19 protein-coding genes, 1 pseudogene and 1 riboswitch are annotated in these 24629 nt (G+C 61.6%); of the genes and pseudogenes, 3 read left to right on the plus strand and 17 right to left on the minus strand.

The window, feature by feature from the left end:
* Positions 1 to 6: 6 nt before the first annotated feature.
* From HF916_RS26340 to HF916_RS26350, 3 genes are read right to left on the minus strand one after another with little or no spacing between them, the layout of a single operon-like run.
* Complete coding sequence (locus HF916_RS26340; RefSeq protein WP_168791672.1) at positions 7 to 1185, minus strand: CaiB/BaiF CoA transferase family protein; 1179 nt, start codon at positions 1183 to 1185, stop codon at positions 7 to 9.
* A gap of 18 nt (positions 1186 to 1203) precedes the next feature.
* On the minus strand, positions 1204 to 2367 hold the full coding sequence (locus HF916_RS26345) for an acyl-CoA dehydrogenase family protein (protein ID WP_106282754.1): 1164 nt from the start codon (positions 2365 to 2367) through the stop codon (positions 1204 to 1206).
* 40 nt (positions 2368 to 2407) lie between these two features.
* Positions 2408 to 3250 carry an FAS1-like dehydratase domain-containing protein gene (locus HF916_RS26350; protein ID WP_168791673.1) on the minus strand — a complete coding sequence of 281 codons (843 nt, stop codon included), beginning with the start codon at positions 3248 to 3250 and terminating at the stop codon, positions 2408 to 2410.
* Positions 3251 to 3539: 289 nt separating this feature from the next.
* Here HF916_RS26350 and HF916_RS26355 point away from each other — a divergent pair, with 289 nt between their 5' ends.
* Both HF916_RS26355 and HF916_RS26360 read left to right on the plus strand, forming a co-directional pair.
* Positions 3540 to 4358 carry a 2OG-Fe(II) oxygenase gene (locus tag HF916_RS26355; RefSeq protein ID WP_206001861.1) on the plus strand — a complete coding sequence of 273 codons (819 nt, stop codon included), beginning with the start codon at positions 3540 to 3542 and terminating at the stop codon, positions 4356 to 4358.
* A gap of 315 nt (positions 4359 to 4673) precedes the next feature.
* Positions 4674 to 6590: an FUSC family protein gene (locus tag HF916_RS26360; protein ID WP_168791674.1), complete on the plus strand. Its 1917-nt coding sequence runs from the start codon at positions 4674 to 4676 to the stop codon at positions 6588 to 6590.
* A 64-nt stretch (positions 6591 to 6654) separates the two neighbouring features.
* On the opposite strand, the pseudogene HF916_RS26365 reads toward HF916_RS26360, so the two are convergent.
* The 10 genes and pseudogenes from HF916_RS26365 to HF916_RS26410 form a co-directional block, all read right to left on the minus strand.
* A pseudogene (locus tag HF916_RS26365) lies at positions 6655 to 6840 on the minus strand (cytochrome ubiquinol oxidase subunit II); the annotation flags it as partial.
* A 576-nt stretch (positions 6841 to 7416) separates the two neighbouring features.
* Positions 7417 to 7638, minus strand: a complete 222-nt coding sequence (locus HF916_RS26370) for a hypothetical protein (protein WP_168791675.1) — start codon at positions 7636 to 7638, stop codon at positions 7417 to 7419.
* 594 nt (positions 7639 to 8232) lie between these two features.
* Complete coding sequence (gene tssG, locus HF916_RS26375) at positions 8233 to 9255, minus strand: type VI secretion system baseplate subunit TssG (RefSeq protein WP_168791676.1); 1023 nt, start codon at positions 9253 to 9255, stop codon at positions 8233 to 8235.
* A gap of 167 nt (positions 9256 to 9422) precedes the next feature.
* A complete protein-coding gene (locus HF916_RS26380) occupies positions 9423 to 9686 on the minus strand; it encodes a PAAR domain-containing protein (protein WP_168791677.1) in 264 nt (87 codons plus the stop codon).
* A gap of 33 nt (positions 9687 to 9719) precedes the next feature.
* Positions 9720 to 11084, minus strand: a complete 1365-nt coding sequence (locus HF916_RS26385; protein WP_168791678.1) for an SEL1-like repeat protein — start codon at positions 11082 to 11084, stop codon at positions 9720 to 9722.
* Positions 11081 to 13138 carry a phospholipase D-like domain-containing protein gene (locus HF916_RS26390; RefSeq protein ID WP_168791679.1) on the minus strand — a complete coding sequence of 686 codons (2058 nt, stop codon included), beginning with the start codon at positions 13136 to 13138 and terminating at the stop codon, positions 11081 to 11083. Before HF916_RS26390 ends, HF916_RS26385 begins: the two co-directional genes overlap by 4 nt.
* A gap of 33 nt (positions 13139 to 13171) precedes the next feature.
* Complete coding sequence (locus HF916_RS26395) at positions 13172 to 15910, minus strand: type VI secretion system Vgr family protein (protein ID WP_168791680.1); 2739 nt, start codon at positions 15908 to 15910, stop codon at positions 13172 to 13174.
* 12 nt (positions 15911 to 15922) lie between these two features.
* Entirely contained in the window at positions 15923 to 17839 is a 1917-nt protein-coding gene (tssF, locus tag HF916_RS26400) for a type VI secretion system baseplate subunit TssF (protein WP_240975508.1), read from the minus strand.
* Positions 17840 to 18657: 818 nt separating this feature from the next.
* Positions 18658 to 19398 carry a CbtA family protein gene (locus tag HF916_RS26405; protein ID WP_168791682.1) on the minus strand — a complete coding sequence of 247 codons (741 nt, stop codon included), beginning with the start codon at positions 19396 to 19398 and terminating at the stop codon, positions 18658 to 18660.
* An 11-nt stretch (positions 19399 to 19409) separates the two neighbouring features.
* Positions 19410 to 19631: a CbtB domain-containing protein gene (locus HF916_RS26410; protein ID WP_168791683.1), complete on the minus strand. Its 222-nt coding sequence runs from the start codon at positions 19629 to 19631 to the stop codon at positions 19410 to 19412.
* Positions 19632 to 19633: 2 nt separating this feature from the next.
* A riboswitch (adenosylcobalamin (AdoCbl) riboswitch) is annotated at positions 19634 to 19787 on the minus strand.
* Between the two features lie 88 nt (positions 19788 to 19875).
* Between HF916_RS26410 and HF916_RS26415 the strand changes: the two genes are divergently transcribed.
* Complete coding sequence (locus HF916_RS26415; RefSeq protein ID WP_168791684.1) at positions 19876 to 20472, plus strand: histidine phosphatase family protein; 597 nt, start codon at positions 19876 to 19878, stop codon at positions 20470 to 20472.
* A gap of 18 nt (positions 20473 to 20490) precedes the next feature.
* Here the strand turns inward: HF916_RS26415 and HF916_RS26420 are convergent, their stop codons facing one another.
* The 4 genes from HF916_RS26420 to HF916_RS26435 form a co-directional block, all read right to left on the minus strand.
* Positions 20491 to 20931, minus strand: coding sequence for a hypothetical protein (locus HF916_RS26420; RefSeq protein ID WP_168791685.1), 441 nt, complete (start codon positions 20929 to 20931; stop codon positions 20491 to 20493).
* A gap of 100 nt (positions 20932 to 21031) precedes the next feature.
* Complete coding sequence (locus HF916_RS26425; RefSeq protein ID WP_168791686.1) at positions 21032 to 22045, minus strand: alpha/beta hydrolase; 1014 nt, start codon at positions 22043 to 22045, stop codon at positions 21032 to 21034.
* 19 nt (positions 22046 to 22064) lie between these two features.
* Positions 22065 to 23423 (minus strand): MFS transporter, encoded by a 1359-nt coding sequence (locus tag HF916_RS26430; protein WP_168791687.1) that lies wholly within the window; start codon positions 23421 to 23423, stop codon positions 22065 to 22067.
* Positions 23420 to 24496: an alpha/beta hydrolase gene (locus HF916_RS26435; RefSeq protein ID WP_168791688.1), complete on the minus strand. Its 1077-nt coding sequence runs from the start codon at positions 24494 to 24496 to the stop codon at positions 23420 to 23422. The genes HF916_RS26430 and HF916_RS26435 overlap by 4 nt, the downstream gene beginning before the upstream one ends.
* Between the last annotated feature and the right edge of the window lie 133 nt (positions 24497 to 24629).

Below are 24629 nucleotides of genomic sequence, written 5' to 3' on the forward strand. Positions count from 1 at the left end.
AAACATTCAGATCGTGCCGGCGGCTCGCAGCGCGTCGATACGCGCGCTGTCGTAGCCGAGTTCGCGCAGGATCGCGTCGGTGTGCTCACCGAGCGCGGGAACCGGGTCCATGCGCGGCTCGACATCCGTCGGCAAACCCGGCGGCAACAAGGCGGGCACCACGCCCGCCGCCGTGCCGACTTCATGCCAGCGCTCGCGCGCCTTCAATTGCGGATGCGCCCACACATCGCCGAGCGAGTTCATTTGCGCGTTGGCGATGCCGGCGCTATCGAGCCGTTCGATGACCTGCGCCGCGCTCAGCTTCGCAAAGGCCGCGACGATCACCTCGCGCAAGGCGTCACGCGCCGACGTGCGTTTCGAGTTCGAGTTGAAGCGCTCGTCGGTAGCGAGTTCCGGCTGCATCAATACACGTTCACAAAAGAGCTTCCATTCGCGTTCGTTTTGCAGACCTAGCATCACCGTCTTGCCGTCACCGGCGGGGAACGGTCCGTATGGGTAGATCGTGGCGTGCGCCGCGCCGGAGAGCGCGGGCGGCGTTTGACCGTCGATCGCGTAATAGAGCGGATAACCCATCCACTCGACCATGCTCTCCAGCATCGACACGTCGATGCGGCAACCGCGCCCCGTGCGGCCACGCATCAGCAGCGCACTCAAAATGTTCGAGTACGCGTACATGCCGGCCGCAATATCCGCAATCGAACATCCGGCCTTGGCCGGCTCGCCCGGCGAACCGGTGATCGACAGAAAACCCGATTCGCTCTGGATCAGCAGGTCGTAGGCTTTCTTGTCGCGGTACGGGCCGTCGGAACCATAGCCGGAAATATCGCAGACGATCAGCTTCGGATACTTCTTGCTCAGCGTGTCGTAACCGAGACCGAGCCGGTCCGCGGCACCGGGCGCGAGGTTCTGCACGAGTACGTCCGCGTGGGCGACCAAGGCGTCGAGAATCTCCGCCGCGGCAGGCTGTTTCAGATCGAGCGCAAGACTTTCCTTCGAGCGATTGGTCCAGACGAAATGCGATGACAGTCCATGCACGCGCTCGTCGTAGCCGCGCGCAAAGTCGCCGACGCCGGGCCGCTCGATCTTGATCACCCGCGCGCCGAGATCCGCGAGTTGACGCGTACAGAACGGCGCGGCGATCGCGTGTTCGAGCGTGACGACTTTGATACCGTCGAGTGGTCTCATGTTGTTGGCGCCCGAAGGTCAGAACGAACGCGGCAGCCCGAGAATATGCTCGGCCACGTACGAAAGAATCAGATTGGTGGAAATCGGCGCGACCTGGTAAAGACGCGTCTCACGGAATTTGCGCTCGACGTCGTACTCGCAAGCAAAGCCGAAGCCGCCGTGGAATTGCAGACACGCGTTGGCCGCTTCCCAGGACGCGTCAGCCGCGAGCAGCTTCGCCATATTCGCCTGTGCGCCGCACGGTTGATGCGCATCGAAACGGCGCGCCGCCTCGAAGCGCATCAGGCTGGCCGCCTCGACATTGATGAACGATCGCGCGATCGGAAATTGCACACCCTGGTTCTGGCCGATCGGACGGCCGAATACGATGCGCTCTTTCGCATACTCGGTGACCTTGTCGACGAACCAGTAACCGTCGCCGATACATTCGGCGGCGATCAGCGTGCGCTCCGCATTCAACCCGTCGAGGATGTACTTGAAGCCCTGCCCTTCTTCACCAATCAGATTCTCGGCGGGGATTTCGAGGTTGTCGAAGAACAGTTCATTGGTCTCGTGATTGACCATGTTCAGAATCGGCTGCACGGTCATGCCGTGACCAATCGCTTCGCGCAGATCGACGATAAAGATCGACATGCCCTCCGATTTCTTCTTGACGTCCGCAAGCGGCGTGGTGCGCGCGAGGAGAATCATCAGATCCGAATGCTGCACGCGCGAGATCCACACCTTCTGGCCGTTGATCACATAGCGGTCTCCGCGTCGCTCGGCGGTGGTCTTGATCTTCGTGGTGTCCGTGCCCGTGGACGGCTCGGTCACGCCCATGGATTGCAGACGCAAGTCACCGCACGCGATCTTCGGCAGATACTTGTGCTTCTGCTCTTCGGAACCGTGGCGCAACAGCGTGCCCATGTTGTACATCTGGCCGTGGCAGGCACCCGAGTTGCCGCCGGCGCGATTGATTTCTTCCATGATGACCGACGCTTCCGTCAGCCCCAGCCCCGAGCCGCCGAAGTCCTGCGGAATCAGCGCGGCCAGCCAGCCGGCCTTGGTGAGCGCGTCGACGAAGGCTTCCGGATAACCGCGTGCCTCGTCGATCTTGCGAAAGTACTCGCCGGAAAATTGCTGGCACAGATCGCGTACGGCTTCGCGAATGTCCTGAAAGGAATCCTGCTGCGTGGTTTGCATAGTCGAATCTCTTGGAGTTCAGGCGAAGCTCAGGCGAACTTCAGGCAATAGCGGCCGTGGCGCGCATGGTCAGATAGCCATTGTGGTCTTTGGCCCACAAGTCGATGATCTTGCCGTCGGCGGAATGCTTGCCGCACACCGTGAAAGCCTGGCCGGCGAAGGTCGGACGCACCGCCTTGAAAGCGAAACTTTGCAGCGTGGCGTGGGGTTGCTCGCGGCGCACCAGATCGACTAGCAGCGTCGCGATCAGCGGACCGTGAACGATCAGGCCTGGATAGCCCTCGACTTCCGTGACGTAGGGATGGTCGTAGTGAATGCGGTGGCCGTTGAAGGTCAGCGCCGAGTAGCGGAACAGCATGACGGCGTCGGCGTCGATCGTGCGGCGCCACGTTTCGCCTTCCGGTGCGAGCTGCGGCTGCGGTGGCCGCGCGCCTTCCTGCGGCGCGTCGCGATAGACGATGTCGTGCTCCTCTTCGAGCTTCAGTTCGCCGCCCGCTTCAATGGTGTGCTGCACCGTGACGAACACGAGACGGCCGGACCGGCCGGTCTTGTCTTCGATATTGGCGATAGTCGAAGTCCGCGTGGCATGCTCGCCCACCTTGAGGGGCGCGTGAAAGGTCAGCCGGCCGCCAGCCCACATGCGGCGCGGCAGCGGCACAGGCGGCAGAAACCCGCCGCGCTTCGGATGGCCGTCCGGGCCGACTTCGGACATCGGCGCAACTGGCAGAAAGTACAGCCAGTGCCACAGCGGCGGCACGCTGTCGCCGCTTTCTTCGCGATCGAGCGTGGCGGCCATCGCCTTCAGTGGAAAGGCGGTGATGTCGTCTTTGAGCACCTCCTGCTTGTCGAGCCAGTCGTCGAGTTTCTGCGGGGAAGCAGACATGGGCACAGTCTCCAGATACGCGTATTGGGCTTATAGGGTCTTACTATGAACGAGGCAGCCTGTCCTGCGAAGTTTGCATTTTCGAAGCGGGCGTTTGGATTTGCTTAAGGCTCGCTGGATTGCCGTGTGGCGGGGTGCTGCGACCGAATCGTTCTGAACATCATGCGCTCGTTGCCGAGGTACCGGCCGTGAACAGTACGGAATTGAAAAGCAAGAGTCGGGGTGCGCGGCATCACGCCCGTGCTTACACTTAAGCATCGTTCTGGTGATCGCTTGATGGAGAGGGTTGATGGATACGGTTGCACAGGGTTTGCAGTCGCACTCGCTGGAATTGGCGCTGGACTTGAAAGCTGGCGCGGGACAGAAGCCGGAGGTGAAAGGCGCTGAAGCGGGGACGCGTGGCTCGCCTGCGCAGCGTATCGGCGCGATCGACTGGTTCGATGTCGAAGAAGAATTGAACGCGCACGGCTGCGCGATGCTGCGCAATCTGCTCAGTTCGGAGGAATGCGATGCGCTGACTGCTCTCTATCCGCGCGATGCGTTGTTTCGTAGCCGCGTCGTGATGGCACGGCACGGTTTTGGCCGCGGCGAATACAAGTACTTCGCTTATCCGCTGCCGCCGTTGATCGGCGATTTGCGCACTGCGCTCTATCCGCGTCTCGCACCGGTGGCGAATCGCTGGAATGAGGCGATGGGGATCGACGTTCGGTATCCCGCCGCGCATGCGGAATTTATCGGGCGTTGCCACGCCGCCGGTCAGACGCGCCCCACGCCGCTGATGCTTCAATACGCCACCGACGACTACAACTGCCTGCATCAGGATCTCTACGGCGAACATGTATTCCCGCTGCAGGCCGCGATTCTGCTGTCCGAGCCCGGCGTGGACTTCACCGGCGGCGAATTCGTGATGACGGAGCAGCGTCCGCGCATGCAGTCGCGTACGGAAGTGGTGCCGCTCGGCAAGGGCGATGCGGTGGTGTTCGCGGTCCATCACCGGCCGGTTCAGGGGACGCGCGGTCCTTACCGGGTAAATCTGCGGCATGGCGTAAGCCGCTTGCGCTCGGGCCAACGGCATACGCTAGGGGTGATTTTCCACGACGCGACTTGAGGCGAGCGCGGTTTGGCTTGCCTCAGTTTGACGTGCGCCGCGTGCTGCTGCGCTGCGGCAAAAATTCGACAAGCGCAATTTTGACCCGGTATCATTCGGGAAAACCCGAACCCGCTGGATGCGCTGCACCACCCTTTGTAGCGCATTCGGCGTGTCTGTTCGAAGTGTTATCGCCCGTCGACGGACGGCGCCGTCAGCCGGTGATCCCGGCATGGCGGCCCAGTCCGACGATACGAAGGTGGCGGGCCCACGCGCCCGCCCTGTCGCAATCGGCCAAAAGCCGGTGGCGGCCAATCAGCCTGGACATCATCGATCATGATTGCTGCCGCGTTTTCGCGCGTCGCCGACCGCCTGCTAGCTGCGGACCCGGGACTCGTGCGCCTCCATACCGCGCTGCGCGTCGCGCTCGCCTGCCTGCTCACCGGCGTCGCCAGTATCGCGTGGACCGTTTCCCAAGGTCAGCCCATCACGCTCGCCGCGCCCGGCATCCTCTTTGCGATGGTCGCGCCGTTGTTCGTGCGCGATGCGCGGCGGACTGCCTGGTTCGGCACGCTCTTTTACCTCTATCTCTGCGCCTGCGTGTGCTTTGCTATGGCGAGCGTGTTGAGCCGTTATCCTCTGGCCGGCGATGCGGGCTTCCTCGCGGTGATGTTCGTCGGCATGTTGTGCCAGGCATGCGGACCGCGTGCAATAGGCTGCGCGATGCTGGCCGTGGTGTGTTTTTACCTGGGCCTGTATCTGCATCCCTCGACGACGCATCTCGTGCAGTCGCTTCTGCTGTCCGCTTTCGGCCCGTTGATGGTCGCGCTGGTGGGCCGCGTGATCATGCCGATGCGAGCCGCGGCGAGCTTTCGCCTCGCCGTTCATACGGTGACGCTGCGCGCGTCGCGTGTGCTTCACGCGCCGGTTGCCGCGCATCTCTCCGCGTTGAACGAAGCCGCGCTGTCGCTCGAAGAACAGTTGGCGCTGCTGAATCCGTCCGATGCGGAGACGATTCGTGAACGGATCGTCGAAGTGGAAGTGGCGGCTGGGCAGTATGCGTTCGCATCGGGACCCGCGGATGATGGCGTCAAGGCGAGCGCCGATGTATTGCGTCACGCGATTGCGCGGCTCAGGGAAATGGCACATCGAGGCGACATGCGACGCGTTTCTTCGGCAACAGCAAGTGCTTTAGTTGCGTTGACCCCGGCGCAGCGCTTCGCCGACTTGCGCAGCAAGCTCTGCTGGCTCCCCGCCACGCGCGCCACGACCGCTGCGTTGCTCGCGATGCTGATCGGCCATTCGCTTTCGCCTGAGCGCTGGTTCTGGGCGGTCATTACGACGTTCGTCGTGTTTCTCGGCACACGGTCGCGCGCGGATACGGTGTATCGCGGCGCGCAGCGCCTTGTTGGGACGCTCGCTGGAGCGCTCGTCAGCGTGTTGCTGGTCGCGCCGCTGCACGACTCGCCGGTGCTGCTCGTGAGCGCGATGGTGATGTGCGTGTTCGGCTGGGCTTACTACATCTTGAGCGCGTATGCGCCGGGGGTGTTTTTCATCACCGTGCTCGTCGGCTTGGTTTATGGCGAGTTGGGGTTCGCAATGGGGCCGTTGGTCGAAATGCGGATCGAAGAAGTGCTGGTGGGTTGCCTCGTGTCGTTCGCCGTCGCGATTCTGATGATGCCGCTGGCAGCGACGCGGCATGTCGAGGCGAGACTTGCGGCGGTGCTGGGCGCGTTACGCGACGTGGTGCGGCTCGCTGGGGCAGGCGCGCAAGCGGCTGATGCAGTTGCGGCGATGCGTAAGCTCGATCGCAGTTGGCACGATCTGCGGATGGCGCTGCGGCCGCTGCAGACGCAACGCGTGGTGGTGTGGAATCCGGATGTCGAACTGGCGACCGGGTCGCTGCTGTGTTGCCTGCATTGGGCGCGGGTGTTGAATCGGCCTGCGCGACGCGGTGGATTGCAAGAAGCGGTGGCGCTTAATGCGGCGGCGGTAGACGCGGCGCATGTCGAGTCGATCGTGGCGCGGCTGGATTCGTTGATCGCGCGATATAGCGGTGTGGTGGTGGAAAGTCCGCTTTTCGGTTCGGCTGAGTGCAGACAGGTGACGCCCGCCGTGGCTTTCGATGTCGCGAAAGCGCCGGCATTTGCGCAACTGGACGGCGCCGTCGCCCAGTTGTTCGACCGGCTGACAAAACCAGCGTCCGACACCCGGCGGGTGTTCAACTGGGCGTTGCGGGGGAGGAGCGCGTAAGAGGTGCCACTGCGCATCCCAACCCGCGGTACGAAGTCATCGGCGCTCATACCCGTATCCGCATCATGACGATGACAGGCACGACGACCAGCAGCATCGCCATGGTTGCTGTTCCGATCAGTGACTTTTCGGCCACGCCCACACTGCCTTTCGGATCGAGCACGTCAAGATTGCTGCACCCGGAAAGAGATGAGACAAGTCCTGCCCCCAAGGGTATCAATGCCCGTCCAAAGGTCTTCTTATTCACCATATTTAACTGATCTTCCTTGAGCCGATCTGAAACACTACTAAATATTCCCCCATAAAGACTGAACCACCGCTTCAGGCTCCAACGGATTTTACGAGCCTCTTTGCATGCAAGGTCTGACCTCCGACAAGCAAACTCGATAAGCCGCAACATCGAGACTGCGCCGCGCGTCGCTTTTACAATTTCTCAATGAATTCCGTGCCTCCGCGAGGCTTAGTGGACATGGGTGGCGTCGTTATTCGAACTGACAGCGCTTCGTGCGCCGTGCATTTGAGTTCCTCTGATTTCCCGCAAGGCATCTCCTTGCGGGTCTGCTTTACCGTACGTGTTCGCAAAATCTCGCGCGGGCAATGTGTGAAATCAGTTTCTGAAATTACGAATGAAGAATGGATGCGTGTCGCGACGTTGCTATCGGAATTGCCTGCTAGCAAAAAAGGAAAAAACCACAGCGGCTCGACAGACGCGGCGCGTTCAATGGTGTGTTCTGGGTCTTACAGACCGGCTCCCCAGTGGAGTGCCATGCCAACTCGCTTCCCGTTCCACGACACATGCCGTCGGTGCTTCTGGGCATGGGCCGATTCAGGTGTCATGGAACGTGCCGTGGAGACGCTGGCCATCCCGGCCGCCCACGAGTTGCGCGCATTGATCGGCCAGCGCATCGCCGCCCGACGCCACCGCGAGCAAGACCGGTTCGACCGTCTGCACAGCCGCGATGGGAAATTGGTCTGGTATCTCCGGTGCTTGATGGAAGCACACGAAGTGGTTCGGGATCGTGCAAGCGGGACTGGCGTTGCCGAGCATTCAACGGGTTGCTCGTGCCAGCGGTGCTTGAACTGCGGATAAGGGCGGTGGGCGAAGGTGAGTGGGTGCGAACTGCAGGTGAATGTCTATGCCAGACTGCAGGTCCTCTTGATGTGCTAGTAAGCGGCGGAAGATCCGCGTCCTGCGCGTCAAGCGTCACAAGCAGTTCATCCCTGTGCGCCGGATACACGATCAACGCGGCGGCCTTGCAGCCGTGCTCCCTCATGTACTGCCCGATGCCGTCCCCGATCAGCCTCCAGATGCCGCAGACAAGATTGAGTTTTTGCGTAAATTACACCGTACGATTTTTCGGCTCAGTGAACCATGCGCGTGTCCGGCATCGGCCTTGGTGGCGCCGGCCTGAGCGAGTCGGGTATCTCCAGTGCGGTCAGTCGAATGACGTCTGCCGTTGGGTCGGCCAGAATCACTAGCCCCCACATACACAACGCAGTTCGGTATCTCTCCAACCGGTCTGCGCATCAATGCAGAACTCACGATAGCGACGGTGGGCCTGCAAGCTTACCGCGGCTCAAACGCCGGAACCATCGGCGCGAGTTGCCTGCACAGTTCATCGAGAATCTCCATGTTCATGGTTCATTGCCCCTTTGCCGTGTTCCCCACAAGCTGGGCCACATAACGCTCCGGCTCGAAGCGCATGCCGACGACCGGCCCGCCCGTAGGCGACTCCCCTAGCCACCCCGACCAGCCGAGCTGCTGGCGGCCCCCCAGCCTTGCGGGCGTCGCCTCATGCGGCCTGATCTGCAGTTCCAGCATCCACTCGTATTCCAGGCCCATGTACGCCCGTACCAGCGCGACCAGCCGCAGCAGGTCGGCGCCGCGTGGTGTAAAGCTGTGGTACGTCCCGATGTCGAGCGGCCCGAGCACGAGGCAGAACCGATGCATCTTGCCAGGCACCTGCTCGCCCAGCACCGCCCCTCCCCCCAGGGCGGCGGACATGCGCTCCTGCCCCGTCCTGCACTGAAGCTCCGGCGGCAGTACGGTCCAATGCAGCGACCACTCCTCGATGCGCGCGGGCACGCCAAAGTGATGCGCGACCGCCATGGCGAGCGCGTCCGGGTTGCGGGCCTCGCACACCAGATGCGCGCCCGACGCGAGGCGTGCATGCGAGGGCAGCATCACAGTACGGTTCTGTCGCGGTGACGCCCCGGAAAGACAGCCGATGTAGAACGAGAAGCGATCGTGATCGGGCCGGTCGAGACTCGCCGTCGCCTGCGCCGACGCCCAGGCACGGTACAGGAGCGAGAGCGAGCGGTGATGGAAGATGTCGAGAAAGTTGCACAGCGTCGCGTCTCCCCGAAGCTCTTCGCGCTCGCGTGCGATCTCCGTGACATGGATTGGCAACGGCCCGTTGGGGCCCATCATGCCCAGGCTGTGAAGCCGGATATGCAACTTGTTGCCCTTGATCCTGGCTTCCGCGACCTCGCTCGGCGCAAAGATAAGGCTGGGTTTCTGGCCGACGCGAAAGGTTTCCGCCTGCGGCAGGAGTGCCGCGCCGACCGGATAGGTGGCGGGGTTCGCATTGATGCGGCGCATGAGCGCGAAAAACCCGTAGCGCCATGGCTTCGCCAGCAACCCTTCAATCAGTTTTGCTGACATTGCAACATTGCGTGCTGCACGTTCCACAAACACCCCATCTTGAAAGGGGCCGGGTGAGCGGCCCGACTGGTCACTTGATGTCCGTATGAGGTAGCACTCACACGTCACATGGCAGCTCTTCTGAGCAAGTTCTGCCTTTTCAAGGTCAATACGAATACACGTTTCCGTCACGCTACAGACGATGTTTGTTGACGACTCACCAATGTGCAACCACACGAAGCCCGATGCCCTTCAAGCGCCACAGGCCTGTCATCGACGAGTGTCGAGTCGTCCCCCTCCGCAATCGGATTGACGCCGTGCTCCGCGCAATTCACCTGGTCACCCTTGCGGGCAACCTTGCGACCATCTAAGTTGTCCACCTCTGATCCTCCAACGACTTTTCCACCGAAGGGGACGAGTGCGTCGCCTGTCACGATAACCTGACGTGCCATTCTTTCTCCTGACGAGGCAAATACAAACAGGCCCTACAGGGCAATGTCATACACATCTGCTACACGAAGCTGATTCGGGCTACCCAGCCAGGTCCAGCTGACTTCGTGAGCGGATATATCCAGATGCTGCTGTCGCGGCTCGGGAAAGCGGGCACCTCTCTCAACGAACGCTTGCCGGTCCCAGCGGTTATACAGTGCGGCAAGCGGATGATCTGCGGCAACGCGAGCCTCCCATATGCCGGACTGCGGGCATTTGTGCCCGCCATCGCAGCGCAATGGTTGGGGTCTGTCCGCGAGTTGTCGCAGCAGCCCGGCTTTCATTAGAGCCGGGTGAGGTTCAGACTGTGACGAGCGCGTTGGAGATGCTGGTGGCGGAGTAACGGCCTTTGCTGCGTCGATCAGCGTTTGCGCGTCGCCGTCCCATTTCGGCAAGGCTGCCGGAGGAAGCGGCAACACCTTGTCCAAGTTGGGGAGCTTCAGGGTGCCTTCATACCACTTCAGGACATCGCCGATCTTGCGGTAGCGTTTGGACCGCTCCTTATCGACGTAGCCTGCGATATTTTTGCCAGTGGACAGATCGAATCCGCTAAATTCAGCGGCTAGCGAATTCGCACACTTCGCGCTACCGAGCTTTACGCCCTCATGCAGAACTCTTAGTGCACGAAGGTTTGCGTCGGGTGTGTGGGGAGCGGCATAAATGAACTCCAGTTCATCCGCCGCGTCACCGTAACCTTGCCCCAGAGAACATTCGAGCATCTTCACTGCAACAGGCATATTCGCCCAAAACCCATTGCCCGGATTGTCCCAACCGGCGTTAAGCGCCGCGCCCAGGAACGCCTGGGCCGACGGGCTACCCATGTCCGCCGCTTTCTGGAAAAACGCATAGGCACTCGTGGCACTTCCGCCCTTGACAATGCCCTTCATGTGATAGACACCCATCGTGTCCCACGCATCTGGCACCCCTAGCTGCATCGCCTTCTCCACCCAGCGGGTTGCCATCTCCGGGTCCCTCACAGGAACCGGATAGTCACTCAGGATCAGGCCTGCGAGGTTGAGCATCGCTTTCCAGTGGTTGCGTTCCGCTGCCTGCTGGTAAAGCTGGTAGATCTTTCTCCAGTCCTTGTCTTCCCAATAGATATTGGGATCGAGTTCCAACGCGAGTGCCTGCTGGAACCACAGATCGGCCTGAGGATCGACGGGCGTCAGATGCTGTTCCTGATACACACATGTGAAATCCTTGCGGTGCGGAGCAAACAGTGGCAGTTTCGTATAACGGGGCAAATCGGAACTGGACATGGCAGTCGTCAAATAGTGAATTGGGGATACGGCAAGGGCGGCCTGTGTCACGACAACAAGAAGGCACAGGCCGATCAGATATCGAGCGGATACGAATTTCATGTCAGTGCGGTCTGATCATCCGTGGAGGAAGGCATGGTAGTCATGGCATGCTTCGTACTGGTAGACCGCTGGTCTTCGAATTTCACAAGAAATCCCGTCAATTTCTCCTTCCCGGCTTTCCATGTTTTGTAGTTTTTTTCTAGGAGATGCTCCCAGTTAACAAATACTTCCGGCATCACGTCTCGACCGCCGTCACCAGTAATCGTCGTACCCGAGTGAAGTCCAAATACATCGCCGCGCAACTCGGACGCATGGTCGACCCCAGTTGCCGCGATATTGATCTCACTGTCCACCGACATGCTGCGCTGGTTCAGGTTCGCGCTACCGAGCGTAAAGAACACATCATCAATGATCATCAGTTTCGAATGGATATAGATCTCCCGATATGCCATCTTCCCGTCTACCGATCCACTTGTGCATAGGCGCGCCACGCTGACCTTCAGCCCCATCGTCCTTTCCAGCGTGTCCACGCTGGGCCGATCCAGCACTGGATGAGTGCGGGCAACGCTGACCGGGTCACCATTCTCATCGTGGAATGTCGTGGTGTAAGTCGCCTGTGCTGAATGCTCGCCGTATTGCTGATCGGCTTTCCCAGCATCGACATAGCCCGCCTGTGCGGGCATTGCATCGCTCCTTCCCAACTCAGTCAAGGTGTCAAACGTGCGTGGAACCATTCCGTCATCTTCCGGATGAGGAATGACAATGAAGAGATGCAGATTTGGCACGGCTGTCATCGGCTTTTTCGCCAGATTCGCCCACGCCCGACAGAACTTTCTTCGCTCCTTTTTCAGGTGACGCGCGAACTCCGGATAGAAAAAGTACTGGTTTTCAATATAGATATAGTTACGCGCAACGCTCGTAGCCTGGAAATAGAGCTTTTTGATGGTCTTCTCGTTTTCCGCAGCCTGAGTCCGAACGATTTGCACCTGCTGTGCCGGATCTTTCGAAAGCGTGGGAATCTTCGGCGGCAGCGGATCGCCATTCTTCGCTGACGTTTTCCACTGCGAAGGCGCAAACCCGTTCCAGCCGTTCTCGAAATTTTCGTGCAACCGCCTCAGCGCTGGCCCCACCACTCGACAGGCATAGTCCTGGTACGGGCGGATGGACTTGTAAGCTCCGCCGTGAATCGCCGCCAATTTTTGAGTTTCGCCTGGATCGCCGTCGCCAAAGTCACTCTTGTATTCGTGGTCAATTTCATCCTTCCACGTCGTCGCTTTTGTTGCAGTTTCGCGCAGACCCGTTTCAATCGAATGCTGCGCCGTATCCCAGAAGTCCGTGACAGAGTTCAGTCCCATCACGAAACCCACCGCCTTACTGCCATCGTCGTGTGCATAGTCAATCAGGACGGGTTTCTGGTGATGCGTCGGGTAATTCCACAGTAAGGCCGCTTCGTCAACCGGGCTATACCATCTCGAATCGGGCGGGTCCTCTTCCTTGATGTCGGCAGCCAGCAGATCCCGTACGGCGGACTTTTCAATACTGCGCAACACGATCTGAAGATGATCAGGATACTGAGCCTTGCCTGGCTCAACACGGTCATCCTTGAGGCCGCGTCGTTCCCACCAAGCCTTGCACCAGTCATGACGCGCCTTGTTGTCGTAGGGATCATCACCCTGAACCTTCCATTGGACGGGACTCGTCACCCAGGAAACAGCCTCATCGGTATAACCCGGCATGCTGTTCTGCTTTCTCGATGCTCTCGGATCAAACCAGAGCAGCAATCTCACCCGCACTCCATCCCGGGCCAACTGTTCGAGCAGATCACCGTATCGCAAGTCGCGCGGCCATGCATCGCGGGTGCGCACGAGTTCCATACCCGGATCAAAGCCCCAGCAGACGATATCGACCGTCGACTTTGCATCGTGCAGATCTTTGGACAGTTGGCCAAAACCTTCCTGACCACAGACAAAGAACTGAAGATCGTTGCCTTCCGTAATCTCGGGTGCGTCCGGGCAGGTCTTCTTTTCGAGCAACCATTGAACCGAGCCTTGCGCCTCACGGCCTGCTTCAGCAATGGCAACGTCAACGGGATTCTGTGTTTTCAGATTGGACATGACTGGTTCGTTTCCTGTTTTTCAGCGTAGCCGTCAGACTGCGCGTTCGCCCCGGCTGCTGCGCTGATCGATATGGTCGGCATCGGGATTGAGTGCATCCTTGACCTTCAGGTTGAACTGCCCGCCGTTGCAAAGCTCGACGCAGTATTCGGTCGTACCTGGCTCGTGGTTTTTCACCACCACACGCCCGTACTCATCGGTCACGCCACTATCGATCAGCGCTTTGCCCTTGTAGAGTTGATAGGGCTCCTCCACATAGCGGTGGGCAGCGCCGTTCGCCAGTGCGCCTAGCGAGAAATGCAACTCCTGGTGGCCAGGCGCCGATTCAGGAAGCGTTGGCTGGGAAGCCGAATCCGGTCCTGTAAACAGGCGGCCCCCGGAATGTATTTCAAACTGCCCCGGCGTGCCGTTGTAGATCTTTCCGTTACTCCATCGCGTGAAACTGCCACCGCCCCGGATTTCGACTTCCTGCTTCGCGCTGATTGTGATCTTCTGGGCAGTAACGGTGACATTGAGCTTGGCCAGGAGGTTGATGCTGTCCTTGAGCGCGCGCAGATCAATGTCGCCCGATACTGCGACGAGCCACATCCCGGACTTCTGAACAGTCATGCGCAGCTTGTTGCCAAACGTCCCAAAAAATGACCCGCCCGCCGCAATGGCAACGTGAGCACCACTCGTCATCGCGAGATGTTCCCCGCTCGCAACATGGGTGCTGCCCGCTGTACTGGACTCGATACCGGCTGGACTTGCCAGGGTCAGGTGGGGCTGGGCAAATTCAGGAAATTTGCCGGCACCGGCCTGGCCCGTCAGGGCACTGTTCTGCGCCCTGATCGCTGCCGCGACGGCTTTCTGATCCCCGCCCGCATCCTGGGCACTGTTTGCCTGCGCATCTCCCGCCAGCCGCTCGTGCAAGGCGCGAGCGTCGTCAAGGCGCGTAATCGTCTCGCCCATGTCCTTCACGGGAGCCGTCGCCCCGTTGCGAGCCTCGGTCGTGATGAGCATGCCCCGATTCGCCCGCATCACGGCATGCGCGTCGGTGGCAACCTCGATTCCCTCGCCCCGTGCCTGCGAGCGTCCCTTGTTGCCGTCGATGCGCACGTTGTAGCCCGCCACGAACCTTGAGTTGGCATGGTCGCTCGTGACCTGCACCTGAAGCTGGCCGGGAGTATCGTCGGTCACCACCGTGTTCGATCCCTTGCCGTAGCCGTCCAGGTCCTGGCTGCGCCAGCCCGAGAGCGCATGGTTCGCATACAGGTCCCACGGCACCTCGTTGCGGTCCGTCACATGACTGCCCAGGATGAAGGGTCGATCCGGGTCCGAGTTTACAAATCCGATATAGACATGATCGCCCACGCGCGGAATCCACATGCCCCCGTATCGCTGCCCCTGCCACACCTGCATCAGCGGTACCCAGCACGACGCTTCCTCATCGGGTTTGTTCACCCGGTCCCAGATAAACTTGACGCGGATACGTGCCATCGGGTCGGTGAGGACGCCCTTCCTGTCGTAGCCGGTGACGACAGCCTTCTCCGCGAACGCGCGCGGCTTCGCCGCCTTCAGCGGCGTGCGGTAATAGTGGTCGTTCGGGATCGCCGTGAACTTCGTCCTGCACGTATACTCGCGCTTCAGCGCGTCGCCCTGCGTGACCGAATCGTTGTTGACGATATCGATCTTCGTGCCCGTGACGATGTATTTCCGGTTGACCGGAGCGAACGGATGATCCGTAACCGTGAGCTGGTGGCCCGCCATCACCCCGCGCAGGTTTCCCTCGGCCTTGATGACAAGTGACTTGCTGCGGTGTGCATCGACGCGCACACGCGCGAGATGGTCGCCTTCGAACTCGTAGTCGTTCGGTTCGGCATTCAGTCCCATCGCCCCCTGCTGAGGCTGGGCGTAATCCAGCCAGGTATATTCCTCGGCGTTGTCGTTCGCGGCGTCCCGATGGTTCGATATCCTGCGTTTGAACTGCCGGTTCGTGGCGCGCGTGTAGTCGTAGTCGATACCGGCCACCTTGCCCGTGGTCAGCCCGCGCGAATACTCCAGCTTGTGGATATGCTCCTCGTCAATGCGCTGGCCGCCCCGTTCGAGGTAACGCACCTTTTTGTAGGCAGCGCCGTGGCCGGGGTAGCCTGCGTTGTCCATCAGCACCAGGGTGTCGCCGTCCCAATAAAACGTGATGCCCCACTCCTGCCAAAGCCGGCTCAAGCAGGAAAAGTCCGACTCCCAGAACTGGCGCTGATAGTCCCGCTTCGGATAGTTCCGGCTTCCATTGCCCGCACCGATGAGGTTCCACCGGACACTGAACGGATACTTCTTCAGGATTTCGTCAGAAATTTCCCTTACCGTCTTGTCCCGGAAATGCCGGTTGTCGCGGTTCAACGACGCAAGCCAGAGCAGGCATCTCAGGCGCAGGCGGTAGAACACGCGCCGGTCGTCCGCGCCCAGGCACTTCACTTCGGCAATCACGCCCGTGATCACGCGAACATCGGCCCCGATGTTGACCTCGCCATTTTCCAGCGTGCCGCTGCCTTCGATGGCGATTTTCACGGTCAGGCGTCTGCCCACTAGCTTGCTGACGTCGACAAGCTTGTCCATGTCGTTGACATACAGGCTATCCGCCTCGATGGTCTGCACGTCGATCCAGTAGTCGAAGAGCCGACCAAGCTTGTCTACGCCCTTGAAACGCACAGGCTCGAAGATCTTCTTCCCGTAGTGCTCCGGAATCGCGTCGCTGACGATTTCCAGCGTGCGCGGCTGGGTATTCCATGCCACCGTGAACCTCCATCAGAAGACACCACGCGTGCCGCCACGCGTTGGGAACGTAAAAATCTCGCCGCGCTGCGAGGTGCGCAGTGTGGTGCGGGTAAAGCAATGCGCCGAGACGTGCCGCGCGACGTAGCGCTCCAACGCCAGCGCGAACGTAAAGGGCGACCAGCCGTCGAGCCGTGACTCATCAAAGGTGAGCGTGATCGCAACGCCGCGCGCGAGGTGCAGCTCCTCCCCCCAGCGATGCATGTCATTGACCGCGCTGGCCGTCGCTCCCACCAGGCTGTCGAGAAAACGGGCCATCGCCGGGTCACCGGCTCCCAGGTACGGGCGCAGCATCAGCCGCAGCCCTTCGCCGGGAGCTGGCTCGTTGAACTCGTCGTCAAAGACGGCCAGCTCCAGATGAAGCTGGCGAATGAGTTCCCAGGCCGCGTCGCCCTGCGCGCCGAGCGCGAGCGGAGGCCTAGGTGCGGTCGGCCCGCGCACGAAGCCGACGCTCCCGACCGCCTTCGCGTCCGCCACCGCCAGGTCGTCCACGCCATTGCGTGGCTGCACGCAGGGCAGCTCGCCGTTCGTCAGCCAGGCGTCGAGGGTGAGAAACCGGATGCCCGTTTCATCCAGTTCGCGGTCCTCGCCAAGGAGCCTGATCGAGGTGAGCGTGCGCACGAACTCACGGTGCGTGTCATAACGCCGTTCGTTGTCCGCCACCCGTTCCTGCTCGCGGCGTAATCTGAAATACCGCGGGTTGCGGCGCGTGTCGTCTGGCAGTGCGGCATCAAGCGGCTGGAAAGGAATCTTCTCCGGCTCCTCTTCCCTCTGTCCCCTGACACGATCGACCGAATGAACCTCGTAGTCATCGGGCCGGTCCGCCATGGGCGTGAGCCGGTGCTCGCGCTTCTCCGCGTCGAGGGTGAGCCGCTCGCTCGTCGCGGGGTACAGATTGACGATGGGGGTGCAGTACAGGGCGAAATCCGGGACACCAATCTGCTGGTCCGGCATCGCCGCCGCACGCGCGAGCAGCAGCACGATTTCGACCTCGGGGCCGTCGATGTGCTTCAGCCCCGCTGCCAGGCCCGTGATCGTGAAGAATCCGAATCTGGACGGAAGCACAAAGAATTCATGGACCAGCCTGTGTCCGTGGAGCTTCGTGGCGACCGGACGCAGCAGGCTTTCATCCGGCTCCAGTCCCGCGTGCTTCACACGCATGTACGGCATGCCGGGTAGCTTTGCGCCGTACAGGTCGCCCTTCTCGAATTCACCCGGCACACCCATGACGATGCCGACCACGCTGGTATGGATCAGTTCGAAGAGTTGCGAGGCCATCTTCTCCTCACCGCACAGGTACACGGGCAGTTCGTCCAGCCCTTCAAGGCTGCGAAACGCCATGCCGTTGACAGTCCGAAGCCGCAGACGCAACGCACCACGCACACGCGACGCATCCTGGCTGTCGTGGACGTAGCGGGAAAGCGCCGGAACGTCGGCGGGAATGCCAGTCGGCTTCGCGCGCGTAATTTCAACCGGCCAGAGCCTGAGCAACTGGCTCGTGAGGAAAACACACTCCGTCGCATCTTCGGCTGCGGGTATCGTGAGCCTCGTGCCACGCGGCAACGTCAGGCCCTGCGCACTGTGCGCTGCCTGTGCATCAGGGTAGAACCGCGCCACGCCCAGCGACGGCAGCGGCGCGGTCAGGTTCAGATCGACGCCATCCAGCCTGCGCATCGGAATTTCCAGCGGAAAGCGGTCGATGCGCATCTGCGAACGCGCAGCCGTCAGCGCGAAGGACTGAAGCAGGCGCCCGACATACGGGTCGCCCACGTCGCCCGCCTGTGCGCCGAGCCTGCGGGCAATCTTCGGGTGCTGTCGTGCAAACTCCAGGAAGAGTTCGTGTATGTAGCGCAGTTCGCGCTGGTAATACCCGGGCAGTTCCGGGTCCATGCTCCTCATGCTGGACTCCGTCAGTTACCGGACGGGCGGCCTGCACGGAGACGGCGCAATGGACTTGAGACTGAAAGCGGGCAAGGCATGAAGACAGTTCCGTTTTTTTGAACGTTATTGCTGCATGAAGCAAGGCGCGCAGGCACATCGACGTGCTCCGAATATGTGGCAGACCCGGGCTACGCGTGGCCCCTTTCGGAACTGGATTGACACGACAGACTTTCGCATGACTTCGTACGCCTTTGTTCGTTCAGGATTTTCCATTCCATTATCAAATCGGTATTGGCGGCTGTATATAGGAGCACTGTAAAAATTGGTCAAACCGATAAATAGATAGGTATCCCGCATAAACAGGTCGATGACTGACGACAATCAAAAATATGGATAACTATTTAAATTACCGGCCACTTTCTGCGCCAGCTGAGTTGCGCTACATCGAAGATGTTGCACAACAAAAAAGGGCGACCGAAGTCGCCCTGAAGGTTCATGCCGTGCGCCGGCTGCATGCGCGCAGCTTCGTTCCTTCAAACTGCAGTCGGAAGCTGTCGAACGCATCCCGCGTAGGGGTGCCAAGCGACATTTCTCGTCGCCAGCCCTCATACCGATAGCGGAAGTGGAAATATTTGTGGGATTTACGCGTCACGCGCGCGAAGTTATCAACAGAAATTGTTCGCAAGCCTGTGGATAACCGCCCCACAACCGCCCCAACTCCTTGACGCAGAACCCTTCTTGACCACTGCGCGCAAACCGCGGAGAGTGAAGCGCGGAGAACAATCCGCGGAGCGCAACCACCGAAGCGGTCGCGCTCGTCATGCAAATCAAACCGACTTCACCGCCGACCGTCCCCCCACCCGCATCAACGCACTCCGCTCAACCAGCGCTCCAAACAGCAGCCCGATCGTCGCCCACATAATCGCCTGCATACCGAGCGCCGCGACACGGAACTTCCACAGCAGCACCGCCGGGAAAGCCTCCGGCACTTCGTTGATCGTGGGCATCGACAACTGTACCGCAGCGATGATCACGATGAACACCACCGCCCCCACAATCGAGCCATTCCACGCGCCGAGCTTCATAGCCACACGGCGCCGCACCTTGAGCGAGAACACCATAGCAGCCAGCGAGATCGCAATCATCAGGAAGAACAAACCGGTCCGCGTCCCAATCGTCTCAGGATCGCCGACCGAGGGCGGGTTCGCCGGATACTTCAGATTCGGCACGACCGCGAGCGCGATGAACGCGCCGAGCGCAAGCCACGCGGACAACGCGCGCGGGCTCAACGCGCCCACTCGCCCATAGGCGTAGGCGAACACCAGCGAGAACAGGCCGCCGAATGCCGCGCCGTAAGTCACCACGCCGGTCAACAAGCCAATACCCCGCTGCGTATCGCGGCTCACAATCTCAGGCTCAGGCGCCTCGCCTTTCGCGGCGTCGGCCTTTTCTTCGAACGAAATCGCCTGATTGACCTGCGGCTCGCCCACTACCCGGGCGAAGCCGAACGTGAGGAGTCCCGCGGCGATGCCTGCAAGCATCCCGCGTACCAACAATTTACCAACCATGGTCGACTCCGTTAGTGGCAGGGAAAGCCGAGCAGATGGCGGCCGTCGTGCACGAACTCGTGCACGTACATGCCCGACACCAGCGAAGTGGCGCCCTGTTCCGCACCCACGAAGTAAAGCGCGAGCAACAACAGCAAACCGCCGAACACGACCCAAGGCAACAACTCGCGCAGCGGAATCGGCGTGGGTTGAGCAACAGGCTGGTTGGCGGGATCGAAAACAGCTTCGGTCATGATGGACATCTCCTGGGGTAACGCGCCCCGATAGTCATTGCAGAGGATTGGTGCGAAGCTCAGGTCTGGCTTTCGGCTTGTGCTGCCGATTACAGTGGCGCGACCGCGCCGGGCTCTCACCGGCTTCCGCGCTTCGCAGTCCCGCTATTCTACGCGCTAAACTTCGGCACCCGGCAACGCAAAACGTACGCCTCATCCCGCCAGCGTTCGGCTTCGGGGCGTGGCTTCACAGGACATGAACAGAATGGACACACGGCTGTTACTGGTCAGCCACGCATCGACCGCCGCCCAGCGCGCAGGCCGTTTTCCCGCCGACGACCCGCTCGACGCCCGCGGCCTCGCCGAGGCCGAAGCCCACGCCGCACGCTTACGGCCGGCGATCGCGGAAGACGCGCCAGCTTTCGTCAGCCCGGCCGCCTGCGCGCGCGAAACGGCAACGGCCCTGGGCCTCGCGGCATCGGTCGACGCCGGTCTGGCGGATATGAACTACGGCAGATGGCAGGGACGGCGGCTCGCCGACCTCGCTGCCGAAGCGCCGCAAGACCTCGCCGCATGGACGCGCGATCCCGACGCCGTGCCACATGGCGGCGAGTCGTTCAGTCAACTCGTGAAACGGGTAGGAGAATGGCTCGAAGCGTCGTTAGAAGGCGGGACGGGTCGTGCATCGAGCCATCCTCGCAACGTGATCGCCGTCACCCATGCGCCGGTGCTGCGGGCAGCGATCGTGTATGTGCTCGGGGCATCGCCCGTCGTGTTTCCACGCATCGAAATCGCACCGCTTTCGATGATCGATTTGCGGCGCTCATCGCGCGGCTGGACATGGTGGCCGGCGTCACACTAGCCACCGTCGCCCAGCGGCTTACTTGCCCGACACCACCAGACGCAGCTTGTTCGAACCGGTCGGCGTCAGCGTGATATCGGTCCGCTTGCCCTTCGCGCCCAGATAAAAGTGCTGACGTCCCGGCGAATTCTGATCGTGCGTGGCGTCCGGCAGACAGGATGCGATGTCCGCCGCGACAGCTTGCAGCGCGTCGGCATTCGAACCGGCGTCGTGATGCGGCGTCCACGTGCATTGATAGGCACCGTGGCTCGCCGAACATTGCGCGTCGTCGCCGTAAGGTTGCGCGACGCCCTTGCTGTCGTCCGGCGTCAATGAGGCGAGCCCGCCGGGGGCGGCCGCGACGATCCGCTTCAGGGATGTGCATGGACTAGGCGCATCGTCGGCATACGCGCCGCCGGTCAGCAAGACGCCCAGCGACATAGCGGCAAGCGCGGTGGCAAGTAATCGGGTTCTGTTCATGTCGGCGCAGTCCTTGAAGTCACTCATAGCTATTAGCGCGGTAGCACGCTTCGTGCCCATGAACGCCGAGTGCATCAAGACCGCGCTTCAGTCACCGCTATCACAGACCAGGACCGAACAAAGCCGCCAGCCCCTGCGCCGACCCGAAAATCCCCTTGGCATCGTGCCCGACACCATCGATCACAAACGTCCGATGCCTGGCCAGTCCTTCGGGATGCCGCAACGCCATATAGCGCGCGTAAGCCAGCCCGCGCCCGAGCCGGTGCTCCCCTTGCGTCAGCGCGGCGCATGAACGGTCGAGCGCCGGATGCTGCGGATCGCAATCCGCGCCGCCGAGCAGCACGGTCACGTCACGCTGCGCGTAACGCGCTTCGAGCGCTGCTGCGGAAGCAGCGTCGCCAGAGTAGGCCGGCAAATCCTCGAGCCCATACTTCCAGCGATTGAACGACGGACACAGCGCCCGATCGAACGCCGCGAACTCGCCGGATACAGCGGACGCAACCGGCCGCATCGCATCGAAGTACACATACGACGAAGGATTCGCGACCACATAGCGCAGCGCAATACCGCGCGCCGCGAGTGGCGCCTCGTCGCGCGCTACTACTGCATAGCGCTGCACGACCTGCGCGCCGCCCGAGTGCCCCGCGATCACCACTTCGGCGAGCGACGCGAACTGCTCGCGCGACGCCAGCGTATGGAGAATCGCGTTGAGCACATCGAACGAACTGATCGGCGCGGGACCTTGCGCGTTCTCACCGCCCATCCAGCTCGTCCAGTCCCAATGCAACGTGGACGGCGGCAGCTCATGCGCGTCGACATCCGCCGTCGCGAGAAACTGCGGCACGATCAGCAGCGTATCGGCCGCGCTGCCGCCGGCGAGCGCGCACGAACGCTGCGCGAGTTCGAAATACGTGTCGCCGTTGCGCAGGCGCCCATGAATCAGAATCACGGCGCGTTGGATTTCGCGCGTCGGCGCTGGCCAGGCGCCGTTCGAAAACACCGGCACGGTTCCACTGCCGGCTTGCGTCGTGACGCTCAGATGCCGGCTCGCGACGACCGCGACGGGATGTTCATTCGGCGCGCGTTCGTCGTCTGTGATGAAAGGCTGGGTCATGCAATAGGCTCGTGGTAGATCAAAGAGTGGCGGGCCTCGCCGCCGCGCCGCCCGACATGCGTCCGGCGCGCGTGAAGTACACCATCGCGAGCGACACGAAGCCGGCAAAAATCAGGTAGAACGCGGGCGTGAGACTGCTGCCGGTCACGCGCGTCAAGCCGGTGATGGTGAGCGGCGCCATGCCGCCGAACAGCGTCACCGCGATGTTGTACGACAGCGCCACGCCCGCCGAACGGCTACGCACCGGGAACAAGGTCGCGAGCATGCCGGGATGCGCGCCGGACATCGCGGCGAGGAACAGCGTCGCGATCATCTGCGCGATGAACAGATGCCCCGGCGTCGGATTCGTCACGACGAAGTGATAAAGCGGATACACGCAGACCATCCACGCGATCACGATGGGATAGAACAGCCGGTACGCGCCGTAACGATCGGCGAGCTTGCCCGACAGCGGAAACAGAAACAGATTCAGCACGCCGGACACGAACGCGCCGAGCAATGCGGTGGAGAGCGGCAGATGCAGTTGCCGCTCGACATACACCGATAGATACGAGTGCCACACATAATTGGTCGCCGCCCCGACGACGATCACGCCCATCGCGCAGATCGCCGCATCGCCGTTATCGCGGAAGAACTGGCGGATCGTGACGCGCGGCGGTTTGTCCTTGTGATCGAGCAGCTGCTCGAACTCCGGCGACTCGGCCACGCGATGCCGGATATAGAAACCGAACGGCCCGGCCAGCGCGCCGAACAGAAACGGCAGACGCCAGCCCCACGCTAGCAGTTGCTCATGCGTGAGCTGCGTGGTCAGCAGATAGCCGACCCCGGACGACAACAGCAACGCGAACGCCTGCGCCGACATGTTGAAGCTGCCGTAAAACATCTTCTTGTGCGGCGGCGCGTACTCGACCAGCATCGCCGACGCCGTCGCGAACTGTCCGCCCACGGAGAGCCCTTGCAACAGGCGCGCGAGCACCACCAGCAGCGGCGCCGCGATGCCAATGCGCGCATAGCCCGGTGTGAGACCCATCAGCAAGGTGCTGGCCGCCATCGAAATGATCAGCAGCGAGAGCGCTTTGCGGCGCCCCGCGCGGTCCGCGTAGATGCCGAGCAGAATGCCGCCGATCGGCCGCACGATGAAACCGACGGCGAACGTGGCGAGCGTCAGCATGATCGACACGAAGCCGCTGCCGCCGGGAAAGAACACTTGCGCGATGATCTTCGCGAAGTAGCCATAGATCAGAAAGTCGAACCACTCGAGGCCGTTGCCGAGGACGGAGGCAAAGATCGCGCGTCGCACCATCGACGGACTCAAGCCGTTCGACACATCGGCGCCGGACGCGGCACCGTCGCGCTGATTGAAGGTCGCTTCGCTCATTGCTCGCACCCCGGCGTGTCGAACATTGCTGACAGCGCGCATACCGACGTCAGCATGCGCGCACCGTTGTGCCCCACGCCCGGCACGATATGAAAGCGCTGCTTCAATCCGTCCGGATGACGCGCCTGGATGTACCGGTAGTACGCTTCGGCGCGCGCGACGCGTTGCGGCCCTTGCGCTTCGGCGGCACAGGTTCTGTCGAGCGCGCTCTGCTGCGGATCGTCATCCGCGCCGCCGACGAGGTAGTCGATCCGGCGCGCCGCATAGGTCGCTTCGAGTTGCGCGGGCGTCCGGTCATCGAGATACGGCGGCCGGTTGTCCATGCCGTATTTCCATTGATTGAAGTCGGGACATTGCGCGGCATCGAACGGCGCGGCAATGCCTTGCGCGTTGGGCCGCTGCGCATCGAAATACGCATACGTCGACGGACTTGCCACCACGTAACGCACGTCGATGCCCTCGCCGGTCAACGCGGCGATGTTGCGTGCCGCGACGGCGTAACGCTGCACGACTTGTCCGCCGCCCGAATGCCCGGCGAACACCACATGCCGCAGATTGGGAAACAGCTTGCGATCGGCGAGACGTGCGACGATCGCGTCCAGCACCTCGTAGGAACTGATCGGCAGCGGCGCGCGCGCCGCTTCGCCACCCATCCACGCGTCGCCGGTCCAGCGCAGCAGATCGGCGGGTTCGTCATGCACGCGCGTGTCGAGCGTGGCGAGGAATTGCGGCGCGATCAACAGCGTGGCGTCGGGGTCCGCGTGTGCGGCATCGCGGGCATTCTGCGCGGTGCGAAAGTACACGTCCGCATTGCGCAGTTTGCCGTGAACCACGATTACCGCGCGCGTCACCTGCGGCTGCGCGACGTTCCAATCCTTCGACAGATACAGCGGAAATTCCGCTTGCCCTTGCGGAGTGTCGAGCGTGAAGCGCGTATCCGAGATCGTCGCCACCGGCTTCAGATGCGGCTCGTCAGCATGGACCGCGAACGCGGATTGCGCGAACGTCATCAACAGTGCAGCGCCTGTTGACGCACACAGCATCGCGAGACGTCGTGAAAGATTGAAAGTCATGCAGCTTGCTCCTGATCACCGTGCACTGTCTTGAACGCGGCGCATCGTCAAATCCGTCGTTGAAAAACCAAAATCAGGTCGAAGCGATGGTCGAGATCGTAGGCTCCGCCGTGACAAATGTAAAATACCTATT

It is taken from the genome of Paraburkholderia aromaticivorans, from assembly GCF_012689525.1.
GTDB classification, from domain to species: Bacteria; Pseudomonadota; Gammaproteobacteria; order Burkholderiales; family Burkholderiaceae; genus Paraburkholderia; species Paraburkholderia aromaticivorans_A.